Origin of the sequence: Cryobacterium zhongshanensis, assembly GCF_022760445.1 — a bacterium.
Lineage (GTDB): Bacteria > Actinomycetota > Actinomycetes > Actinomycetales > Microbacteriaceae > Cryobacterium > Cryobacterium algoricola.
In genome coordinates, this window is the sequence record NZ_JALGAR010000003.1 from 42,129 (window position 1) to 61,067 (window position 18,939).

Genomic DNA, 18,939 nt, shown 5'->3' on the forward strand with positions numbered 1-18,939 from the left:
GTACGCGTCATCAGTACGGCGTGTCCTGGACTCAGAGACTTCCCTACGGTCGGCCGTCCAGGATCGCGGCTACCTCGCTGTTGGCTTTGAAGTGAGCGAGCGCGTCAGCAGAGAGCAACCGGATGACGTAGACAATTCGGCACCGTTCGCTTTCAGAACCGTTGAGGATGTTCTCGTGGTGAGCCACTCTGTTTCGGAAATCTCGCAGCGCGGCCAATGCGTCATTGAGCGGGTTTCTGTCGGTACCTGGTGGGAACGCTTTGTGGAGATGAGGAACCCAGATGGTTTTCTCGTGAGCGTCCACGAAGAGGTAGGTCCAGAAGCCGAACATGCGTTCGGCGACGACCTTGCCGGGTATTGGCGGCGTGTGTGGTGACGTCGCTGCGTTGATCCGCGCCCGCTCGACGTTGCCGCGGGCGATCTTGTTGACGTCGCGGGAGCGGCCGGTGGTCCGGTCCTTTCTCATCACGACGGGAAACAATGTCAGCAGTGTGGCCGGGTCCGTCCAGTGGGCGTCACCAGGGAGAGTGGCTGCTGCAAGCTGGCGATCGCACGCATTGCGCAGACCGACTTCCAGATGGCTCAGTCGTGCAAGAAAGCCGCGCTCAGCTTTGCGTTCCACTCATAGAGCTCAAGCGCTCGTGAGCGAGATCGGCCGGCGGCCTCGAGGTAGGTGGAGAACCGGCCGGTGCTGAGCCATTCCTCTATCCAGGGCCCCTCGCTCGATGTCGTTGCCACAGGGCATCCTCCGAGCTAAGATTGACCCGCAAGCCTTTGATGACCGCTGTTTCATGTTACTTGGGCCACGAATTGGGAACTCCGGTACTTCGCCTTGGCGGACCCGGAGTTTTTCATTTGTCCTGCACTTTGCCAGCCGTGCCAGCCCTTCAGCGACGCCCTGCGCAGCGTTTGGCACTGGCGCGTGTTCCGCGCCAGGAGTCGAGGTGCCGCGAACTCGCGCCACTCCCCCAGCTGCAGGCATGGCGCCTGCCTCAGCGGAGAATTCTTCAGACCTCGGCGCGGAGATAGGCGTAGACGGTTTCGCGGCTGATCCCAAAGTCTCGAGCGAGTGCTGCTTTCGGCACGCCGGCGGCGGCCTTCTCGCGCAGCTCCGCGGCCCGGGCCGCGTCCAGCGATGGGGTGCGGCCGCGGTACATGCCACGCTTCTTGGCCAGGGCAATACCCTCGCGCTGACGTTCACGGATCAGGGACCGCTCGAACTCAGCAAAGGCTCCCATGACGTTAAGGAGCAGGTTCGCCATCGCGTTGTCGTCACCGGTGAAGGAGAGTTGCTCTTTCACGAAATCGACTCGGACCTTCTTCGCGGTGAGCCGGCGCACGATCGAGCGGAGGTCGTCGAGGTTACGGGCAAGGCGATCCATGGAGTGCACGAGCACGGTGTCGCCCTCTCTGACGAACTTGATCATCTCTTCCAGCTCAGGCCGGTTCAGGTCCTTCCCCGACGCCTTGTCCTCGAAGACCCGGTCGACGTCGACGCCATCAAGCTGGCGGACGGTGTTCTGATCGAGGGTGCTGACTCGCACATATCCAACTCGTTGACCCGCCACGGGGCTCTCCTGCCTGTACTGTCAGATTGAACTCTAAGACCCCGCATCGAGTGCTGTCAACCAATCCGAATTCAACCCTATTCTGACGGCATGAAATGCAAGCGTCTGACGCCTAGTTGGGGTGTACTCCAGATTGGCGAGTCGATCAGCCAGTCGAAGATTCTGCAATCGAGATCGAGGCCAGCCAAGTTGTGACGACCGCGCGCCAACGCTCACGATCCGAGTTCCAGGTCATCGTGTGATCCGCTTCGAATGCTTCGAGATCGACGAGGTCGGGACGCAGCGCCCTGAGGCGGGTCGAGAGCTCGAACGGCGCCGACGTGTCGCTGGTGCCGTGAAGGATGAGCGTCGGTCCAGTCAACTCGTCGGCTCGCGCGATCCAGTCGAAGTGTCGGAGGCCAATAGGGTTGGCGAGCCCGGTCAGCCGAGCCAGCGGCCGGAAGTCTAGCCACGGTAGGGCCAGTGCGCCGGTCCATGCGGGAAGGCCAGATCGCGCGCAGTTCGCTTTGATGGTGGAGACCCAGTCGAGCACAGGTGACTCGAGCACCAGCCCGGCGACGATCCCGCGGAACTCGGGTTCAGCGGCGAGTTGCAGGGCGATGGCCGCGCCCATCGACCAGCCGAAGAGAATGACACAGTGTGCGCCGTTCTCCTGGGCGAAGCGCACGGCCGCGCGTACGTCGTTGACCTCGGTGGCGCCGAGGTCGGATCTCCCGGTGCCCAACGTAGGACCTTCGCCGTCGTTCCGATACATCACAACTAGCGATGTCAATCCGGCTTCTGAGGCGATTTGAACGCCGCGAAGCGTTCCGGCGCGCGTGCTTCCGAGTCCGTGGATATGGATGGCCCATGTGGTCGACGGGGAGTCTCCAGGGGTGATGAGCCAAGCGGGCACACTGCCGACATCCGTCTGTACGTCGACATCCGTGGCGTCAAGGCCGGCATCCGCTGGGTTCGGGAAAAGGATGCCGCTCCAGGACGCTCGTGCGCCGACCACCAAGCCTTGGGTGGGCTCCTCCAGCAACTCGCGTCCGATGAGACCAGGCCCACGGTCCTCGATTTCGTGTGACAGTCGAACCAAGCCGCCGTTTTCGAGAATGAGACAGTAAAGTCCGGGTGCGGCGGTGGCTGGCGTCCTATCGAGGACAACGACGGGCCGCTCCCCCGACTCATCCAGGTCTCGAATTGTGAGGTCATACCGTCTCCCGCTAACCGGGGCCGTCAGGCGCCTCGCGATCACCAGTCCGAGTCCTCCAAGGGCCCCGCCGGCGGCGGCCAACGTTCCGAGCACCGCCCACCCGCCTCTCATCGCTCGTGCTCTCATTCTGCGGCCGTCGCCGACGGAGCCGTCGATGCCGAATCGGTCGACCTGGCTCCGAGCAAGTGACGTTCGGCGCGCTCGATCCGTTCCCGGTCCCGATCGCCCACGTCAAACGACACTCGTGTGTCGATCATCGCGTCGCGGATCTCGACAATCTGACGATGGAGCAGTGATTCCGGCTCGTGTGCGAGGAAGGGCGCGCGCTCGTCGTGGCTGATTCCCGGACGGAACTTTGTCGCTTCGGCCCAGATCGGCGCGAGGTCATTGACGAGCATCCGGGTTTTCCGATCGCGAGCGCGCGCCTGCAACATGCGGGCTGCGGGCTCGCCGGCGAATCCGAGGCAGAGGAATGAGATGGTCGAGAGAAACACCGGCCCGTACGCAACGCCGACGGTTGCCATGACGCGCAGATTGCCGATCACATGTGCGATGTCCATGGTGAAGACGGTGACGCTCAGCACGACCCCGAAGCTGCTTCCAATGATCAGAAAGACCGGTGGTAGGCGCTGGGCACCTTTGCTGCTCCGAAGCTGCCGCACAGCGAGAGAGGCCATCGCGGTGAGGACGACTCCGTAGTAGAGAAATTGGACCATGGAGTAAGCGGCCGCGGCGGGTTGCGCACCGAGGTCCAGCATGAAGTTGGTCGTGGTGGTCCCACGCTCGATGAGGACGAATGCGACGACCACGCCGACGAGTGCGGCCATGAGCGCGAACCTGCCGAGCGCGATCCGCTCTGCCCAGGGTTGTTGCTCCGAAGCCTTCATCACTCCGCGACCGAGGAAGAACACACCGACCATCAACGCGACATCTGCCATGAGGGTCACGACGTTGCTGCCGCCGGCGAATGCGTCGAGCGCCCGGTAGACCGGGTCGACGTTCAGCGTCATCGCGATCGCGATCGTCAGCGCTGCGTAGCTAATGTTGCGCTCGGCTCGACCTCGCCGCAGGATGAGCAAGCTCGCGACGAGCAGCCACATGAGGGCGGATACGAGGACGGCAGTCACCCGAAGATCTCCAGGTACCGGGAGCGGAGCATCGCCGATCCCCTGATTGCTGCGGCGAGACGATCGGCGAGCGTTTCTGCAACGACTTCTTCCACAGTGTCGAGATCTTGGCGTCTAAGCAGCCGTCTTCGGGTGTTCCTCGGGATGTCGGGCAGCAGGAAGTCGGGTGCTTCAGGATCATCGTCAAAATTGTGGCCGAGGATCATGTGCGCCAGTTCGTGCAGCACAAACTGCTGCCGGTGCAGAGCCGAATCGCTGTGCGCGTGGAGTACGAGATCCTCTCCGTCCGTCATGAGCCAAACGGCACACAGGCCGTCGTGATCGCCGAGGTCCACGAGCTCGACGATTCGAAGTCGACGACGCCGTCGTCGTTGCACGGCGCTGACGAGTTCGTCGAAGGTGAAGGTCTCCCCAAGGTCAAGTCCGGCAACAGCCGCCGAAGCGCTCACGTCATTGTTCACGGCATCGTCACTTCCCCTCCTACGTGTCAGTGGCTCCAACGTCCCCGATGTGGTCGCGCGCCCCGGGAGACGTCGGCGACATCTCCGCATCCAGGAATCTGCTGATTGCCTGGAGCGCGTTGGGAGAGATGTCTCCGAGGGTGCGCGCGGCATACGTCTTGACTCGCGCATTGCGCATTGCGCGCACGAGATCGAGTTGGGCGCTCACTTTTGCCGGGGTCTCCGCGCCGGCGTCGCCCGCGAGGAACCCGGGGTCAACGTCGAAGAAAGCGGCGAGGCCCTCGAAGAGTGGCCGGTCTTGCACGTATCGGTGGCCGTTCACCATGTAGGTCCACCGCGACCTCGAGAGGTTCATACCCCGCCCCTCAAGGAATCGAGCGATCTGGGTGAAGGTCGGCTCGGTGCCGATCTCGGCGTCGACGACGTCGAGCAGCAGCCGGAGGCGCTTCGCGAGATCCTCCGCGGCGGTGTTGCTCTCGTCTTCGGTCATCTGCAAAAACCTTTCGCCCCCGAGCCGGGCAAGACGTACTCAAGAAGCGGATGCTCGGCCCGTTGAGAGTGCTCAATCTACTCGTTGAGCATGACCAACGCAAGGGTTGCGCATGCTCAAATCGGGTGGTAAAACGAATCGCGAATCACAATTTTGAGCATGCTCAATGCTCCGCCTCCTCGCCGTGCAGCCTGGCACGACGAGCGCACCTCTGTGTCAGCCACCGTGTGTGCGTGGCAGTCACTCGGAAAGGTGATCGATGTGTCAACGAATCCGCATTTGATGGGTATCGCTGGGGTGCTCCTAGCCACGAGCCGACTCCCGAACGGGGACGCCGCGCTCGCCTTCGCCGAAGCGGGCATCCCGATCTTTCCGTGTGCACGGAATGGAAAGCGCCCGCTCACCCCGGCGGGCTTCCACGACTCGAGCTGTGATTTCGGCCAGGTGCGCGCGTGGTGGGAACGGTGGCCGGGCGCGAACGTCGGAATGCCGACGGGCAGCAGATCGGGCATCGATGTCGTCGACATCGACGTGACGAGCACGGATTCGGGATTCGCTGCGTTCGACCGGGCCAGCGTCGCCGGGCTGGTTGGCGGGGAAATCGCTCGGGTGCGCACTCCATCCGGGGGAATGCACGTCTACTTCCCCGCGAGCGAGACCCGGCCGCAACGCTGTTGGCAGGCCGCGGCCGCTCACATCGACTTCCGTGGGACCGGCGGCTACGTCGTCGTGCCTCCCTCGACCCTGTCGACCAACAACGAACGAACCAGCTATCGCCTGTTCTCGCTGTCTGCCGCCGATGCCAAGGCGGTTGACGCCGTCGCACTGCGCACCCTCGTCGACCCTCGGGCGACGCGAACATCGCGACCGGCCCCGGCCACTACGTCTGAGCCGAGTCGGCTCGCGCGCTGGGTAAGCAAGCTGCAGGAAGGCGAGCGGAACCGCGGGCTGTTCTGGGCGGCGTGCCGACTGACCGAGGCCGGCTTCGCGCCGGCGGCCGTCGAAGCAGCACTCGCCCCGGCAGCGCAGACCGCCGGCCTCCCGGAATGGGAGATCACCGCGACCATCAGCTCCGCGAGCCGAAAGATCGCCGCGGGCCAACCCAGCGGTCCAGGAGCGCCCGAATGCGGCCGAACAGCCCCTGGAAGAAGACGAGTCGACGCGCCATGCCTGCCATAAATGAACATCCACGCGTCGCGTGCCGTAAGTCCAGGAATGCGTCGTCGCTCCTGCTATTCACACGACCAAGGTGAAGGAGAGTGCACGCGATGGACGAAGAAAACTCCCACGAGTCACACCGCGCAGAGACCGTCGAAGCCGCCGTCGAGGCGCGTTCACAGCATCCGCTGCTTATCGAGAAGGCGCCGCTTTCTGCGCTGCCGCCGGACAGTGCGCCGGATGCGCGGACGAGGGTCAGGAGGCCCGGACAGCTTGTCTCCAGCCCCGGCATCGTCTGGGTTCGCGCCTCTGATCTGCTCAACAGCGGCAGCGGGCGCATTGCCGGGCGCGGCATCGATTTCGAGGCCGAGCTCGCGCGGCGGATGCGGCGGACCCCTGCCATCACCCGTCGGGCAATCCGTGAACGCGCTGACCGGCTGCCTCCCCTCTCCGAATTCGGGTCGGCGGGCGGCCATCCCCAGTCCTCGCGGTACGGGCTCGGACGGAGCTGACCCATGAGCATCCTGTTGAACACGGCAACACACAGCTATTCGACGGGAGGTGCCGTGATGGAGACCACGACGCAGCGGGATACAGGTTCGAGGACGTTCCACGCCTCGGAGGGCCTACGGATGCTGCTAACCCGACTTCAAGCGGATGGCGGCGTCAGGTGGCGAACGGACCCCGAGGCGTGCGAACTGATGCAGTACACCGCCAGACGCTACGCGGCGCTGGCGCGCAAGCACCGGTTGGATCCTTGGGAGGCCGCGGCGGCCGCGTTCGACGCGATGCGAGCGCCGTCGACGCTGCGTGCCAACGACCCGTGGGCGATCGTCACCCGCGCAGTGCAGGTGACCTGCATCGCGGAGGAACGCGCCCAGGGGTTGCTTTGCTCGGTGCACCAGGCGCGACGGCCGCGGGTCTCGAGCTACCACGACGCCGAACGCTTTAGCGATCGCGAACACGCCCTCCCGGACTACCACCCCGCGTTCAGCATCACTCCCCTCGACGCGCAGGCCGACGAACGGCCGCAGGTCGAGGTGGAGTCGGCGGTCGAGGACGCCATCTTGTTGTTCACTCTGCTCGGCTGGCCGACAGACCGCGCTCGAGGTGGCGTCGAGTACGTCTGCGGCCGGCTCGCGGATGCGCCGTCGCGGCCCTCGGCCTACGAGTCCCTGCGGCGCGACTATGCCGCCCGGGCGATGCTCGACGTTCCACAACGGGCCTGGATGGCGATGCTCCGGACGCTGCTGGGCTGCGGCAACCCGCTGCAGGCGCACACGGCCGCCGGTCGCGGCATCCTGCTTCGTCTGCTCGTCGGCGAGACGCTTCGCGCACTTCTCCATGACGACGACCTCGTCGCGGACATTGTCGTCAACGCTCCGGGAGTCCGACCATGACGAGCACCCCAGGTCACATCGAACTGGAGCGGTCCATCGACTCCATCCGGATCGGTTCGCGGCATCGCACCGACCTGGGCGACATCGAAGCGCTCGCAGCCTCGATCGAGCGACAAGGGCTGCTTCAGCCGATCACGGTGACGCCCGACGGCACACTCGTTTGCGGTGCCCGTCGCCTGGCCGCACTTCGGCAGCTCGGGGTGCGCAAGCTCAACGTCTGGGTTCGCTCCGGCATCTCAGAACGGCTGACCCAGTTACTCGCGGAGCAGGACGACAACGCGCTGCACAAGGCGCTGAGTCCAATCGAAGCTGCCGCCTTGTATCGCGAAGTGAAGATGCTTCTGGCGGAGGACGCCCGGCGGCGTCAGGAGGCAACACGGTTCGGCTCGGATCAGGGAAAGTCCAGGTCAGACGGTGCTGCCACGGTGGCAGCACCGTTGACATCGCTCGATGGCTATGCCCGTGCGCAAGCGGCACTCCTCGTGACCGGAAAACGCTCGTACACGACGCTCGAGCGAATCGGACATCTCCAGCGGATCGCGGCTGACGAAAGTCTCGACGAGACGCTGCGCAAGAGCGCGACGGCCGAGCTTGAGGCGATCCAGAGCGGAGGCTCGGTTGCCTCCGCGCACCGCCGAATGAACACTCAGCTGGCACTCTCCGAACTCGAGGCGCAGGCACCAGATGCCTCGTCAAACGGTATCTCCTGGGCGCACGCCGCCGGACGTACGTCGAAGGAGGCCGAGCTCGAGCAACTGGCCCGAGCAGCGCTCGCCCGCGCGAAGACAGCGACTCGAGCCAAGAAGGCCAGACCAGCAGCCTCCCCCGACGCGAAGTTGCCTGTTCGTTCGTTCGTGTTCCTCTGGAATGACCTCGGCGAGTGGTGGCTCCGCTACGACTCCGCCGAGATCGCTGCCGAACTTAGCGACGAGCAATGGGACCAGTTCGAAGCGACCCTCGCGGGCACGATCTCCTTTGCCGAGCGGCTGCGATCGCTGCGCGACGACTCACTCGGCGCGGCTCCGGTGTCGGCAACCAGTTGAACTTCCGGATAACGAGCCTCATATCTGGACTTGAGGAGACCACCATGCGATTTGCACACCAGCGCCGCTTTGTCGTCGCGAGCGTCGGCAGCGGCATCGCCCTGATCCTGGTCGTGATCGTCGGCGTGTACGGACTACTCAGGGGGCCGGCTCAAGCGAGCCGGTCCGAGCCGCCGCCGCCCGCAGCATCCGTCTCCCCGACGCCGACGTCGACGGCCCTCGCCGGCCAGCCGCAAACGGTGCTCGTAACGTCAACCCCGGAGCTCTTTGCCCGCAGCATCGCGCGTTCCTTGTTCACGTGGGACACACGCGACCCCGGTGGCCTGTCCTCGTGGGCGCAGAAGTTGGTCGACGTCGCCGATGCGGACGAAGCGTCTGCTGTGGCAGCGGATGTCCGGGGCTACCTCCCTGGGGCCGAGTCGTGGAAGCAGCTCAGTGCATTTGGCACCCGGCAGTGGCTGGAACTCGAGTCAGTGGCCGTGCCCGCTGCCTGGTCGACGGCGCAAGGCCAGGCGACAGCCGGGCAGATTCCGCGCGGCGCGGCCGCATTCACAGTGGTCGGCACTCGTCATCGAGTAGGCACGTGGGACACCGAAGTCGTTCGCACGAAACGGAGAGTGACGTTCACGATCTTCATCGCGTGCCCAGACCAGAAGCCGTGCAGTCTCCTTCGGATCTCGCAGCTAGACCGGCCCCTCGAGTAAAGACACGCGATGAAAAGGCTCATCATCCTGCTCATGGCGCTTGTGCTCGCCGGCCCGCTGGCCGGCCTGGTGAGCGTGGCCGCTCTCATGAATCCTGGTACAAACTCGTGCGGATCGGGATCGCTCGTTGTCGGCAGCATTCCCGACTCCTTCAGCGCCCAAACTCGAGACGGCAGAACGATCGCCCTGGACAAGCGGCAGCTGACCCATGCCGGAACAATCATCACGGTTGGCGCGCGGACGGTCGGCGTCGGTCGCGATGGAGTGCTCATCGCACTGTTGGCTGCGCTCACCGAATCAACGTTGCGCATGCTCGCCAACACGGACGCGTACCCGGAGTCCGGGAGCTACCCAAACGATGGGATCGGCTCCGATCACGACTCCCTGGGCCTCTTCCAGATGCGTCCTGTCTCCGGATGGGGCACGGTCGCCGAGCTGATGGACCCGCAGTTCCAAGCGCGGGCTTTCTTCGGTGGGCCCTCCGGCCCGAACGCAGGATCGCCCCGCGGGCTGCTCGATATCGCTGGTTGGCAGCTGCTGGACCCCGACGCTGCGGCGCAGGCGGTCGAAGTCAGCGCCTACCCGGACCGGTACCAGAACTACCAGCCCGTCGCGGACTCGATTCTTGCAGCGCTAACAAGGGCGCAGCCGGCGAGCCTGGCCGGTACCGGACCGACCGCTCCCGAGACATCGCGCGTCGTGTTCCCGCTTCCTGCAGGCACGTACACGAACACCGACAGCTTCGGATGGCGGACCGACCCCTACACCGGCGCTCGAGCGTTCCATGCGGGCAGCGACCTCGCAGCACCAGCGGACACACCCATCCTCGCGGTCGCCGACGGTGTCGTCAGCTTCGCCGCGCAACGGGGCACCTACGGCGGGCTGATCACCATCGAGCACACGGTCGACGGCGAGCGAGTCACGTCGTACTACGCGCACATGTACGACAGTGGAATTCACGTCGCTGCGGGTGACACCGTGGCCGCCGGCCAGCACATCGGTGACGTCGGCTCCGCAGGCAAGTCGACCGGACCACACCTCCACATCGAGATCCATCCAGGTGGGGCGGGCAATCCCGCCGTCAATGCAGTGGACTGGCTCACCGCGCACGGCGCCACCGACCTGACCCAAGCCCAGGCTGCCTCGGCCGGATGCTGACCTGAAAGGGCGGAATGAGATGAACATCTTTCCCGACTTCGGCGCCGTCGGAGGCGATGAGCAGTTGCAAAGCATCGTCGGTGCGCTGCTGACGTTCGTGCTCATCATCGCGGTGCTCATGATGATCATCAGCGGAGTGACCTGGGCACTCGCCTCCGCAAACGGCAACTTTCAGACCGCGACCAGAGCCCGGCTCGGGCTCTGGGTCGCCTGCGGCGCGGTGGCCCTCGCGGGCTCCGGCGTCGCCTGGGTCAACTTCCTGCTTGGCGTGGGCTCCACGCTTTGACGAGCAACTTCCACGCCCATTCACGAGAAGCATGTCTCGGGCCACGGCACTATCTTCGCGGCAACGCTCTCCAGTTCATCATCCTTCTGCGGTGACAACGGCTCGAACTAACCGAGGTCGACGCATTTCACTAGCTGACACACCTCTTCCAGGTCGAGACGACGGGCGTGAGCTGAAAGGTCACTCGTGACGAGCAGCCCTGACGCATCCTCGAGAAGGTCCAAGACGTAACCGTCCGCCACGAACGGGCAGCGAACTCAGAGAGTCGCCCCGGTGACCGTGGCGACGCGGATGGCCATGTGGTCAAGGTTGGGCATGGCACGTTCCATGTGGTGCTCGGCTTCGTGCACGACCGACTCTGCGCCAGCCCATGCGTCGTCGGGGACTACAATTTCCGCGGCCCCATGGAGTCGGTGGCCGACCCAACGCAACTGCAGTTGGTTGACATCGACGACGCCGTCAACCTCGCGCAATGCGCGCTCCGCTCGGTCGATGAGATCCGGCTCGATGCTATCCAAGAGGCGTCGGCCGATGCTGCGGACGGTGCCGATGAGAAGGATCATGATGGCAACCGAGATAACGATGCCGACGATCGGGTCGGCGAGGGGGAAGCCGAGCAGCACGCCGACGCCCCCGACAACCACAGCGAGCGAAGTGAACCCGTCGGTGCGGGCGTGGACCCCGTCTGCAACCAACGCGGCTGACCCGATCTTGCGACCGATGCGGATGCGATACACGGCCACGGCCTCGTTGCCCAAAAATCCGATGACCCCAGCGACGATCACCCAGCCGATGTTGTGGAGCGGTTGAGGGTGGAACAGGCGGTCAATGGACTGCCAGCCGGCAACGATAGCGGATACCAGAACCACGACGATGATGAATAGCCCAGCGAGGTCCTCGGCCCGGCCATAACCGAAGGTGTAACGGCGGGAAGCAGCGCGGCGTCCAAGAATGAACGCGATCCATAGAGGTACCGCCGTCAGTGCGTCTGAGAAGTTATGAATAGTATCAGCGAACAGCGCTACAGAACCGCTGATGAGGACGACGGCAAACTGCAGGATTGTCGTCACCAGAAGTACTACCAAGCTGATCTTTAGGGCGCGGACGCCCTCTACGCTCGCCTCCATGGCATCATCGATCGAATCGGCCGCGTCGTGGGTGTGCGGGACAAACAGCCCGTACAGGAAACCCTTGATCCCCGTCGGGTGGGAGTGACCCCCGGGACCATGATCGTGATCGTGATCGTCGTGGGGGTGATGGAGGTCGAGACCGTCGCTGTGAGGGTGTGAGTGACCTGCCTCTTGCGTAGGATCGCTTCCACGAAGTCCGTGATCGAGCGACGACGCAGCCGCGTCGTGGTCGTGCGTGTGCTGGGTTCCCGCGGCATGCTGGTGTTCGTGCTCGGCGTTGTGGTCTGTCATTCCGGCCATCAGGCGTCGGCTCCTTGGATTTGGTGGTGGCGAGGGTGGTCGTCGAGCGAGTGCTCGGCCTGAAATATGGCGTCCGAGACGAGTCGGGCGGCGTGCTCGTTGGCCAGCCGATAAAACACCCGTGTGCCCTCCTGGCGGGTTGAAACGAGGCGCCCAAGACGCATCTTGGCGAGATGCTGCGACACGGCCGCGGGGGACTTGTCCACGATGCCGGCCAGCTTGTTCACGGACATCTCTCCGTCCTGCATCGCGAGGATTAGACGCACGCGTGTGGCATCGGCCAGCATCGCGAACACCTCGACGGCCAACTCGACGTACTGACCGTCGACATCCACGCCCTCAATCTGCTTATCTGCGTCCATACGCAGATTCTTACACACTTTCCAACCGCCAACGGACCTCGGGGCCAGCATGCGCATTCAATATCCGTGACCCCGTGAGCCACGGGACGCATCCGCCCACAGCTTCCGAGTCCTCAATGAAGTACACCTAGCCGCCCGACGAGCTATGGAATTGCACCCGAGCTGGGCGACCGCCCGTGCCAAACGTAGATAGGTCCACCGACAACTTCATGCCGGCGATGCTCCCCGTCAAAAGCTGCGCCCGTCGATCGGCAATGTCCCGGGCTCGGATGAAAACAGGAAAGCGCGGCATGCGGCTGCGCGAACGTGGGGATGCTGCGCGCTCCTGCATGTCGTACGCACCAACCGACAAAGGGAGCGAACTGTGGTCGACATCAATCCGAACGCGACGGGCCTTCCGGGCATCGAGCAGCTGCGCGTCATCGTGGGCGCGGTGATGACGGTGGGGCTCATCCTGAGCGTGCTGGCCTTGATCATCTCGGCGATCGTGTGGGGGTTTGGGGCTAACTCGTCCAACCCGAACCTGGCCTCGCGCGGCAAGCTCGGTGTGCTCGCGTCGTGCGGTGCCGCGATCGTGTGCGGCGCATCCGTCACGCTCGTGAACTTCTTCTGGAACGTCGGCCAAGCCGTCTGACCCCGATCCCGACGCGAGCGGGGGCAACAGATGAGCGTATGCGATGTGCCAGTAATCGCGGATGTCTGCCAAACGGTCGGCGAGGGCGCCTCGTCGTTGGTCGCGGCGCCATTCGACTGGCTCGCGAAGTCGATGGGGTCAGCCGCAGCGTGGCTCTTTGAATCCGTGTGGTCGGCCTTCGATTCGACCACGCTCGTCGACCTCACCGATCCGGCCTACGTCCACGTATACAACGTGCTCTTCGGCGTTGCCGTATTCGTGACGCTGGTGTTCTTCTGCCTGCAACTCATCTCCGGGCTCGTGCATCGCGACCCGACGGCGCTGTCCCGAGCCGCGATCGGCGTGGCCAAGTCGGTGCTTGGATCGTTTGTGATCATCACCATCACCGGCCTGCTCCTGGAGATCACCGATCAGTTGGCGATCGGAGTCGTGACCGCCAGCGGCAACACGATGAAGGGGATGGGCGATCGCATCGCGCTTCTCCCCGCCGGCCTGACCGCGATCAACGTCGGCTCCCCCGGAGTCGGTGCGATCGTGACGATTTTCCTGTCGGCGCTTGCGATCAGCGCGGCGGCGATCGTCTGGTTCTCCCTCCTGATTCGCAAGGCGCTGCTGCTGGTGGCGATCGTCTTCGGGCCGATCGCGCTCGCCGGCGCGACCTGGGACGCCGCCAAGGGATGGTTCTCGAAATGGGTCGCGTTCGTGATCGCCCTGATCTTGTCGAAGCTGGTGCTCGTCATGATCTTCCTGGTCGCTGTCGCGCAGGTGTCGGCTCCGATCGACGCGGATCTGGCCTCCGTGAGTGATCCGATCGCCGGGATCGTGTTGATGTTCATCGCCGCCTTCGCGCCATACATCACGTACAAGTTCCTTAACTTCGTGGGGGTGGACATGTACCACGCGATGTCGAGTGAGCAGGAGGCGAAGTCCGCGCTGAATCGGCCCGTGCCAGTGCCCAGTTCACCGATGACCGAAGGCGCCAAGAAGATTCTGGGCCCGAGCGGCGACGGCGGGAACGGAAAGTCGGTGCGTGGCGGCTCGGCGCAGGCGGCCGTGTCGGCCGGCGGTGGAGCGGGCCCCGTTTCGCCGGGCGGTGCGAGCGCTGCTCCTGGCGCTGGTGTGGGCGGGTCTGCCACAGCCGGCACGGCCGCGGGTGCCGGGGCGGGGGTCGCCACAGCTGGTGTCGCCGTGGGCGCGGCGGTCGTCGGCGCGACCGCGCAGGCCGCCCCGAAGGTCGGCCGCGGGGTGGGTCAGACAGCGGATGAGCACACGCAATCCGCTGGCGACACCGCCATACCCAGCACACCTCGGTCGGTCTATCGGCCAGCGCGAGCGCGAGCATCCGCTTCACTAGCCGGACCGGCGTTACCCGCCGGCGGACGAACTGGGAAGGGCGCGTAGTGATGGACACGGATAAGCACCCCGCCGAGTACCAGCTTGCGCCGGGGCAGTTCTCGCGACTGACCAAAAGGGGCATCCTGCTTGGGCTCTCGGTGCCACAGCTGATCGCTCTGTCTGTCGGGACGCTCACCCTTGTCACCGCGCTTTACACGGCGGGCGCCTCCGGCATCGTGTGGACGAGCCCGGTGTGGGGCTCCGCGGCGTTGGTCGCCGGCATCCCGATCGGCGGCCGAAAGGTCGTCGAGTGGGCGCCGGTTGGGTGCCGTTGGATGTGGCGTGCCGCCCACGATCAGCTCACGTACCGGCGCCGCATCGTCCGGCCGCGCCCAGTTGGTACCTTGTCGCTTCCGGGCGATGCGGCCGCGCTCCGCGAGTGGAATGATCCCGAGTCCGGGGCGGTCATGATCCACGACCCGCACGCGCGAACCTTGACCGCAGTCGTCGCGGTGTCGCACCCAGCGTTCGCCCTGCTTGACCCGGCCGAGCAATATCGGCGAGTGGTGGGGTGGGGGCGAGTACTGGCCGGGGCGTGCCGGTCGGGGCGAATCTCGCGGGTGCAGGTGTCGGAACGTACGCTGCCCGATTCCGGCACTGGACTGGCCGACTGGTGGGAGAGGCATGGCATCAAGGACGAGAGTTGGACCGCAACCACCTATCACGATCTCATTGAGCGCGCAGGGCCCGCCGGTGAACGCCACGCGACGACGATCGCTCTCTCCCTGGACCTCACCGCGGCATCACGTCAAGTGCGCACGCAGGGCGGCGGCATGCGCGGCGCGGCCACTGTTCTCCGCCAGGAAATGACTGCCCTGACCGGGGCACTGCGCGCAGCGGACCTCACTGTCGGCGGCTGGCTTACCGCCGACGAGCTTGCGATGATATTACGCACCGCCTACGACCCAGCCGTTGGCGTCGACCTGGAGCGGCATCCAGACATCGGGCGCTCGCTGGCCACCGCCGGGCCGGTTGCCGTGGCGGAGAGCTGGGATCGGCTCCGTACGGACAGTGCCTTCCATGCCGTGTTGTGGATCAGCGAATGGCCCAGGTCACAGGTGTTCCCCGGCTTCCTCTCCCCTCTGGTGTTCACCAACGGCATCCTCCGCACGGTATCCCTGCACTACCTGCCCGTGCGCGCGGATCAGGCAGCGCGCGATCTGCGCAAGAAGAAGACCGAACTGATCAGCGACGCCCACCAGCGCCGACGCATCGGCCAGATCGAGGATGCCGGTGCGACCGCAGAATACGACGACCTGCTCAACCAGGAGGCAGACCTGACCGCCGGCCACGGGGTGCTGCACACGATTGGTCTCGTCTGTGTGACCGCGCCCACGGTCGACGAGCTCGACGCCGCGGTGTCGTCGATCGAGCAGGCCGCCATCCAGGCATCCTGCGAAACACGCCGGCTCGTCGGCCAGCAAGCACAAGCCTTCACCGCCGCGGCGCTCCCGCTGTGCCGCAGCGTGTGAGCGGTACGCACCTGTTCCTGTACAACTACCGGATTGGAGACGACATGTTCAACGAACGAGTTACAACACCCGCATCCCGTTGGCTCAGCGTGACCTTCCTGCAGGGAAAGGAAGCCACGGAGGTGCTCGGCATCATCGATCGCAGCGGAGTCACCACCGCCTTCGAGTATTTGCAGCACTGGGACCACGGCGATGAAACGACCGATGCCGCGCTCACGAACGGGTATGTCTACGACCGCATCCCGGCCGGATCGACCGACAAGATCGTCGAGGACGATGGCTCGCCGTACGCGCTGACTTACAGCACTCGGTTCCGGTACGTCTCTCTCCTGCGGCGGCATCCGCTCCAGTCTGAACTTGAGACCGTCCCGGCAGCGCCCGGAGGCACAGCCTTGGAGGCTGTTCGAGCGCGCACGAACGTTTCCGACCCGTGGGTCGTCAGGCCGGGCCGATCGGCGAATTTGGCTAGTCAGGCGGTCTCGCTGTGAAAAGCGCAGGTGCGAACGAACGGATGCACACGGCCACGCTGGTCGAACCGCACGGCGAGCTCCGCCGGGACCGTCGCGCCCGCAAGCTAGCGGCAGCGAAGATCGAAGCGGATGCCCGGAAAACTAAGATGCTCGAGGCACGCACCCGGTGGCATTCTGAACGAGACGAGGCGCGCTCGGCGGCCTACCTTCCGGCCGCAGGCGAGTCGGGTCCCGCACAGCTACGGGTACCTGGGCGGCTCCGGCTCCCGAAGCACCAGGACACCTCGGCGACCCTCTCGGGCCACTACCCGTTTCTGGCCGAGGCCGGCCTCGGCTCGGCCGGCGTCTTCGTTGGACAGGATCTCTACTCCGGTGGCGCCTTCGTCTACGACCCCTGGGTGCTCTACCAACAGGGGATGCTCACCGCTCCGAACGTTGTCCTCGCCGGTATTGTCGGCTCCGGCAAGTCTGCGCTCGCGAAGTCGCTCTACACCCGCTCGCTCCCCTTCGGCCGGCGCGTCTACGTGCCCGGAGACCCCAAGGGCGAGCACACCGCCGTAGCCGAGGCCGTCGGTGGCAAAGCCATCATCCTCGGCCACGGGCTCTCCAACCGGCTAAACCCTCTCGACGAGGGCCACCGGGCGGCATCCGCGTCGAACGCCGAGTGGGCGGCGCAGTTGGCCGCCCGGCGTCGCGACCTGATTGGAGCGCTCGCCGAGACCGTGCTCGATCGCCCCTTGAGCCCGCTCGAGCACACGGCCATCGACCTCGCCCTGACGGATGCCGTTCGCAGCGCTGACGTGCCCATCCTGCCCATGGTGGTGGATCGCATCCTCGCCCCGAACCCCGACGATGACGAGGGTCGTCTCGCGGAAGACGGGCGCCTCGTCGGCCATGCCCTGCGACGCCTGGTGGCAGGCGATCTCGCTGGGCTCTTCGACGGGCCCTCTACCGTGCGTTTCGACCCGTCGCTACCGATGGTCTCGCTCGATCTGTCGCGGGTAGCCGAGAATTCGACCCTGATCTCGGTGCTGATGACGTGCTCCTCGGCGTGGATGGAGGCCGCGCTCGCCGATCCGGCCGGTGGCCAGCGGTGGGTGATCTACGACGAGGCCTGGCGACTGATGGCATATCCGGCACTGTTACGGCGGATGGATGCCCAGTGGCGTCTGGCCCGACACTTCGGGATCGCGAACATGCTCATCTTCCACAAGCTCTCCGATCTGGACAATGTCGGCGACTCGGGGTCCGCGATGCGCGCGCTCGCCTCGTCACTGCTCGCAAACGCGGAGACTCGCATTGTCTACCGCCAGGAACCGGACCAGCTTGGATCAACCGCGACTGCCCTCGGGCTCAGCCGAACCGAGCAGAAGCTCCTCCCGGTTCTGGGCATCGGCCAGGGCCTCTGGCGGGTGAAGGACCGCAGTTTCGTCGTGCAGCACCAACTACACCCCGACGAACTCGCACTCTTCGACACCACCGCCCGGATGACCTCAGGCCAGATGGCTTGAGAACAGTAGAGCCGGGGTGCGGGACCCGCGGCTCACCTTCCACACAGAACGAGGAGGCTTTGCCATGGCTGAAAGCGTGAACGAGCAAGAAGCGAGGATGACGCTCGCCGCGCTGTCCGAGCCCGGGGATATCGTTACGGGAACACTCGTTGCCCGGCTCGGTGCCACGGAGACTGTGGAGCTGATCACCTCGGGCGTGCGACTGCCGAACGGCGTGGACCCCGCCGAGGGCGAGCTCTGGCGAAGACGGATGGCCCCACGAATCAACCCGGGTCAGATCGACCGGATCCGGGCGGACATGGAACGCCACGAACTACAGTTGCTGACCCCTGAGGACATTGACTGGCCCGGAGAGCTACAACAACTCGGTGCGAGCGCACCGATCGCGCTCTGGCTCAAGGGCGACCCCGGCCGGCTCTCGGCTCCGCTCCCCGGTCGAGTCACCATCGTCGGCGCCCGTGCCGCGACCGCGTATGGCAGCCAGGTGGCGACCGAGCTTGCCTCAGAACTCGCCTCCCAGGGCCGCGTCATCCTCTCCGGGGGCGCCTACGGCATCGACGGCGCAGCGCACCGGGCGGCCACCGTGGCCTATCCCGGCTCGACGGTCGCCGTGCTCGCCAGCGGGCTCGACCGGCTCTACCCGACCGGCCACGAGCAGCTCTTCGAACGCATCGAGCACAGCGGCGGCCTGCTCGTCAGTGAGCTCCCGCCCGGTTCCGCGCCGACGCGGTGGCGTTTCCTCCAACGCAACCGCATCCTCGCCGCCCTCTCCGGCGCGACGGTCGTCGTCGAAGCGGGACATCGCTCCGGCTCCCTCAACGTCGCAGGGCAGGCTCATTCCCTCGGTCGCCCGGTCGGCGCCGTTCCCGGCCCGGTCACGAGCGCGGCGAGTGCCGGATGCCATCGGCTGATCCAGGAAGGCATCGCAAGCCTGGTCGTCGACGCACAGGACGTGACGGACCTGCTGGACTCCACTGCCGGCTTCTCCGGCGACCGCACGTTCGCCTACTCCCCCACCAGACGATTCAGCCGGACCGGACCGGACCTGCGGTTCTAACGGACCTCCGCCGAA

The 18,939-nt window shown here is 65.4% G+C and carries 21 protein-coding genes; 13 read left to right on the forward strand and 8 right to left on the reverse strand.

The genetic code is table 11. The annotated features are described in order from the left end of the window. Positions 1-43: 43 nt before the first annotated feature. From MQH31_RS11780 to MQH31_RS11805, 6 genes are all read right to left on the reverse strand, one after another. Entirely contained in the window at positions 44-622 is a 579-nt protein-coding gene (locus tag MQH31_RS11780; protein ID WP_243012219.1) for a hypothetical protein, read from the reverse strand. A gap of 385 nt (positions 623-1,007) precedes the next feature. After that, positions 1,008-1,568, reverse strand: a complete 561-nt coding sequence (locus tag MQH31_RS11785) for a recombinase family protein (protein WP_243012220.1) — start codon at positions 1,566-1,568, stop codon at positions 1,008-1,010. A gap of 145 nt (positions 1,569-1,713) precedes the next feature. After that, positions 1,714-2,877 (reverse strand): alpha/beta hydrolase, encoded by a 1,164-nt coding sequence (locus MQH31_RS11790; RefSeq protein WP_504875550.1) that lies wholly within the window; start codon positions 2,875-2,877, stop codon positions 1,714-1,716. An 11-nt stretch (positions 2,878-2,888) separates the two neighbouring features. Next, a complete protein-coding gene (locus tag MQH31_RS11795; RefSeq protein ID WP_243012222.1) occupies positions 2,889-3,893 on the reverse strand; it encodes a DUF6545 domain-containing protein in 1,005 nt (334 codons plus the stop codon). Further along, positions 3,890-4,354 carry an ImmA/IrrE family metallo-endopeptidase gene (locus MQH31_RS11800; RefSeq protein WP_243012223.1) on the reverse strand — a complete coding sequence of 155 codons (465 nt, stop codon included), beginning with the start codon at positions 4,352-4,354 and terminating at the stop codon, positions 3,890-3,892. Before MQH31_RS11800 ends, MQH31_RS11795 begins: the two co-directional genes overlap by 4 nt. Before the next feature lie 19 nt (positions 4,355-4,373). Beyond that, on the reverse strand, positions 4,374-4,844 hold the full coding sequence (locus MQH31_RS11805) for a hypothetical protein (RefSeq protein ID WP_243012224.1): 471 nt from the start codon (positions 4,842-4,844) through the stop codon (positions 4,374-4,376). Positions 4,845-5,126: 282 nt separating this feature from the next. On the opposite strand from MQH31_RS11805, the gene MQH31_RS11810 reads away from it, so the two are divergent. The 7 genes from MQH31_RS11810 (at position 5,127) to MQH31_RS11840 (ending at position 10,593) form a co-directional block, all read left to right on the forward strand. Then, positions 5,127-6,023 carry a bifunctional DNA primase/polymerase gene (locus MQH31_RS11810; RefSeq protein WP_243012225.1) on the forward strand — a complete coding sequence of 299 codons (897 nt, stop codon included), beginning with the start codon at positions 5,127-5,129 and terminating at the stop codon, positions 6,021-6,023. 89 nt (positions 6,024-6,112) lie between these two features. After that, on the forward strand, positions 6,113-6,514 hold the full coding sequence (locus MQH31_RS11815; protein WP_243012226.1) for a hypothetical protein: 402 nt from the start codon (positions 6,113-6,115) through the stop codon (positions 6,512-6,514). 189 nt (positions 6,515-6,703) lie between these two features. Continuing rightward, the gene (locus tag MQH31_RS11820) at positions 6,704-7,402 is read left to right on the forward strand and encodes a hypothetical protein (protein ID WP_308196451.1); all 699 of its coding nucleotides are present in this window, start codon (positions 6,704-6,706) and stop codon (positions 7,400-7,402) included. Next, complete coding sequence (locus MQH31_RS11825; protein WP_243012227.1) at positions 7,399-8,445, forward strand: ParB N-terminal domain-containing protein; 1,047 nt, start codon at positions 7,399-7,401, stop codon at positions 8,443-8,445. Before MQH31_RS11820 ends, MQH31_RS11825 begins: the two co-directional genes overlap by 4 nt. A 44-nt stretch (positions 8,446-8,489) precedes the next feature. After that, positions 8,490-9,149, forward strand: coding sequence for a hypothetical protein (locus tag MQH31_RS11830; RefSeq protein WP_243012228.1), 660 nt, complete (start codon positions 8,490-8,492; stop codon positions 9,147-9,149). 9 nt (positions 9,150-9,158) lie between these two features. Further along, positions 9,159-10,307, forward strand: coding sequence for a M23 family metallopeptidase (locus MQH31_RS11835; protein ID WP_243012229.1), 1,149 nt, complete (start codon positions 9,159-9,161; stop codon positions 10,305-10,307). 19 nt (positions 10,308-10,326) lie between these two features. After that, positions 10,327-10,593, forward strand: a complete 267-nt coding sequence (locus MQH31_RS11840; RefSeq protein ID WP_243012230.1) for a DUF6112 family protein — start codon at positions 10,327-10,329, stop codon at positions 10,591-10,593. Positions 10,594-10,850: 257 nt separating this feature from the next. Here the strand turns inward: MQH31_RS11840 and MQH31_RS11845 are convergent, their stop codons facing one another. Both MQH31_RS11845 and MQH31_RS11850 read right to left on the reverse strand, forming a co-directional pair. Continuing rightward, positions 10,851-11,720: a cation diffusion facilitator family transporter gene (locus MQH31_RS11845; RefSeq protein ID WP_243012577.1), complete on the reverse strand. Its 870-nt coding sequence runs from the start codon at positions 11,718-11,720 to the stop codon at positions 10,851-10,853. A gap of 302 nt (positions 11,721-12,022) precedes the next feature. After that, positions 12,023-12,385 (reverse strand): ArsR/SmtB family transcription factor, encoded by a 363-nt coding sequence (locus MQH31_RS11850; RefSeq protein WP_243012231.1) that lies wholly within the window; start codon positions 12,383-12,385, stop codon positions 12,023-12,025. A gap of 364 nt (positions 12,386-12,749) precedes the next feature. On the opposite strand from MQH31_RS11850, the gene MQH31_RS11855 reads away from it, so the two are divergent. The 6 genes from MQH31_RS11855 (at position 12,750) to dprA (ending at position 18,924) form a co-directional block, all read left to right on the forward strand. Beyond that, positions 12,750-13,019, forward strand: coding sequence for a DUF6112 family protein (locus MQH31_RS11855; protein ID WP_134533739.1), 270 nt, complete (start codon positions 12,750-12,752; stop codon positions 13,017-13,019). A 30-nt stretch (positions 13,020-13,049) separates the two neighbouring features. Next, on the forward strand, positions 13,050-14,420 hold the full coding sequence (locus MQH31_RS11860; RefSeq protein WP_243012232.1) for a TrbL/VirB6 family protein: 1,371 nt from the start codon (positions 13,050-13,052) through the stop codon (positions 14,418-14,420). A 2-nt stretch (positions 14,421-14,422) separates the two neighbouring features. Continuing rightward, the gene (locus MQH31_RS11865; RefSeq protein WP_243012578.1) at positions 14,423-15,886 is read left to right on the forward strand and encodes an SCO6880 family protein; all 1,464 of its coding nucleotides are present in this window, start codon (positions 14,423-14,425) and stop codon (positions 15,884-15,886) included. 89 nt (positions 15,887-15,975) lie between these two features. After that, on the forward strand, positions 15,976-16,374 hold the full coding sequence (locus MQH31_RS11870; RefSeq protein ID WP_243012233.1) for a hypothetical protein: 399 nt from the start codon (positions 15,976-15,978) through the stop codon (positions 16,372-16,374). A gap of 23 nt (positions 16,375-16,397) precedes the next feature. Then, entirely contained in the window at positions 16,398-17,867 is a 1,470-nt protein-coding gene (locus tag MQH31_RS11875) for a putative type IV secretion/conjugal transfer ATPase (protein ID WP_243012579.1), read from the forward strand. Between the two features lie 64 nt (positions 17,868-17,931). Next, complete coding sequence (dprA, locus tag MQH31_RS11880; RefSeq protein WP_243012234.1) at positions 17,932-18,924, forward strand: DNA-processing protein DprA; 993 nt, start codon at positions 17,932-17,934, stop codon at positions 18,922-18,924. The last annotated feature ends 15 nt before the right edge of the window (positions 18,925-18,939 follow it).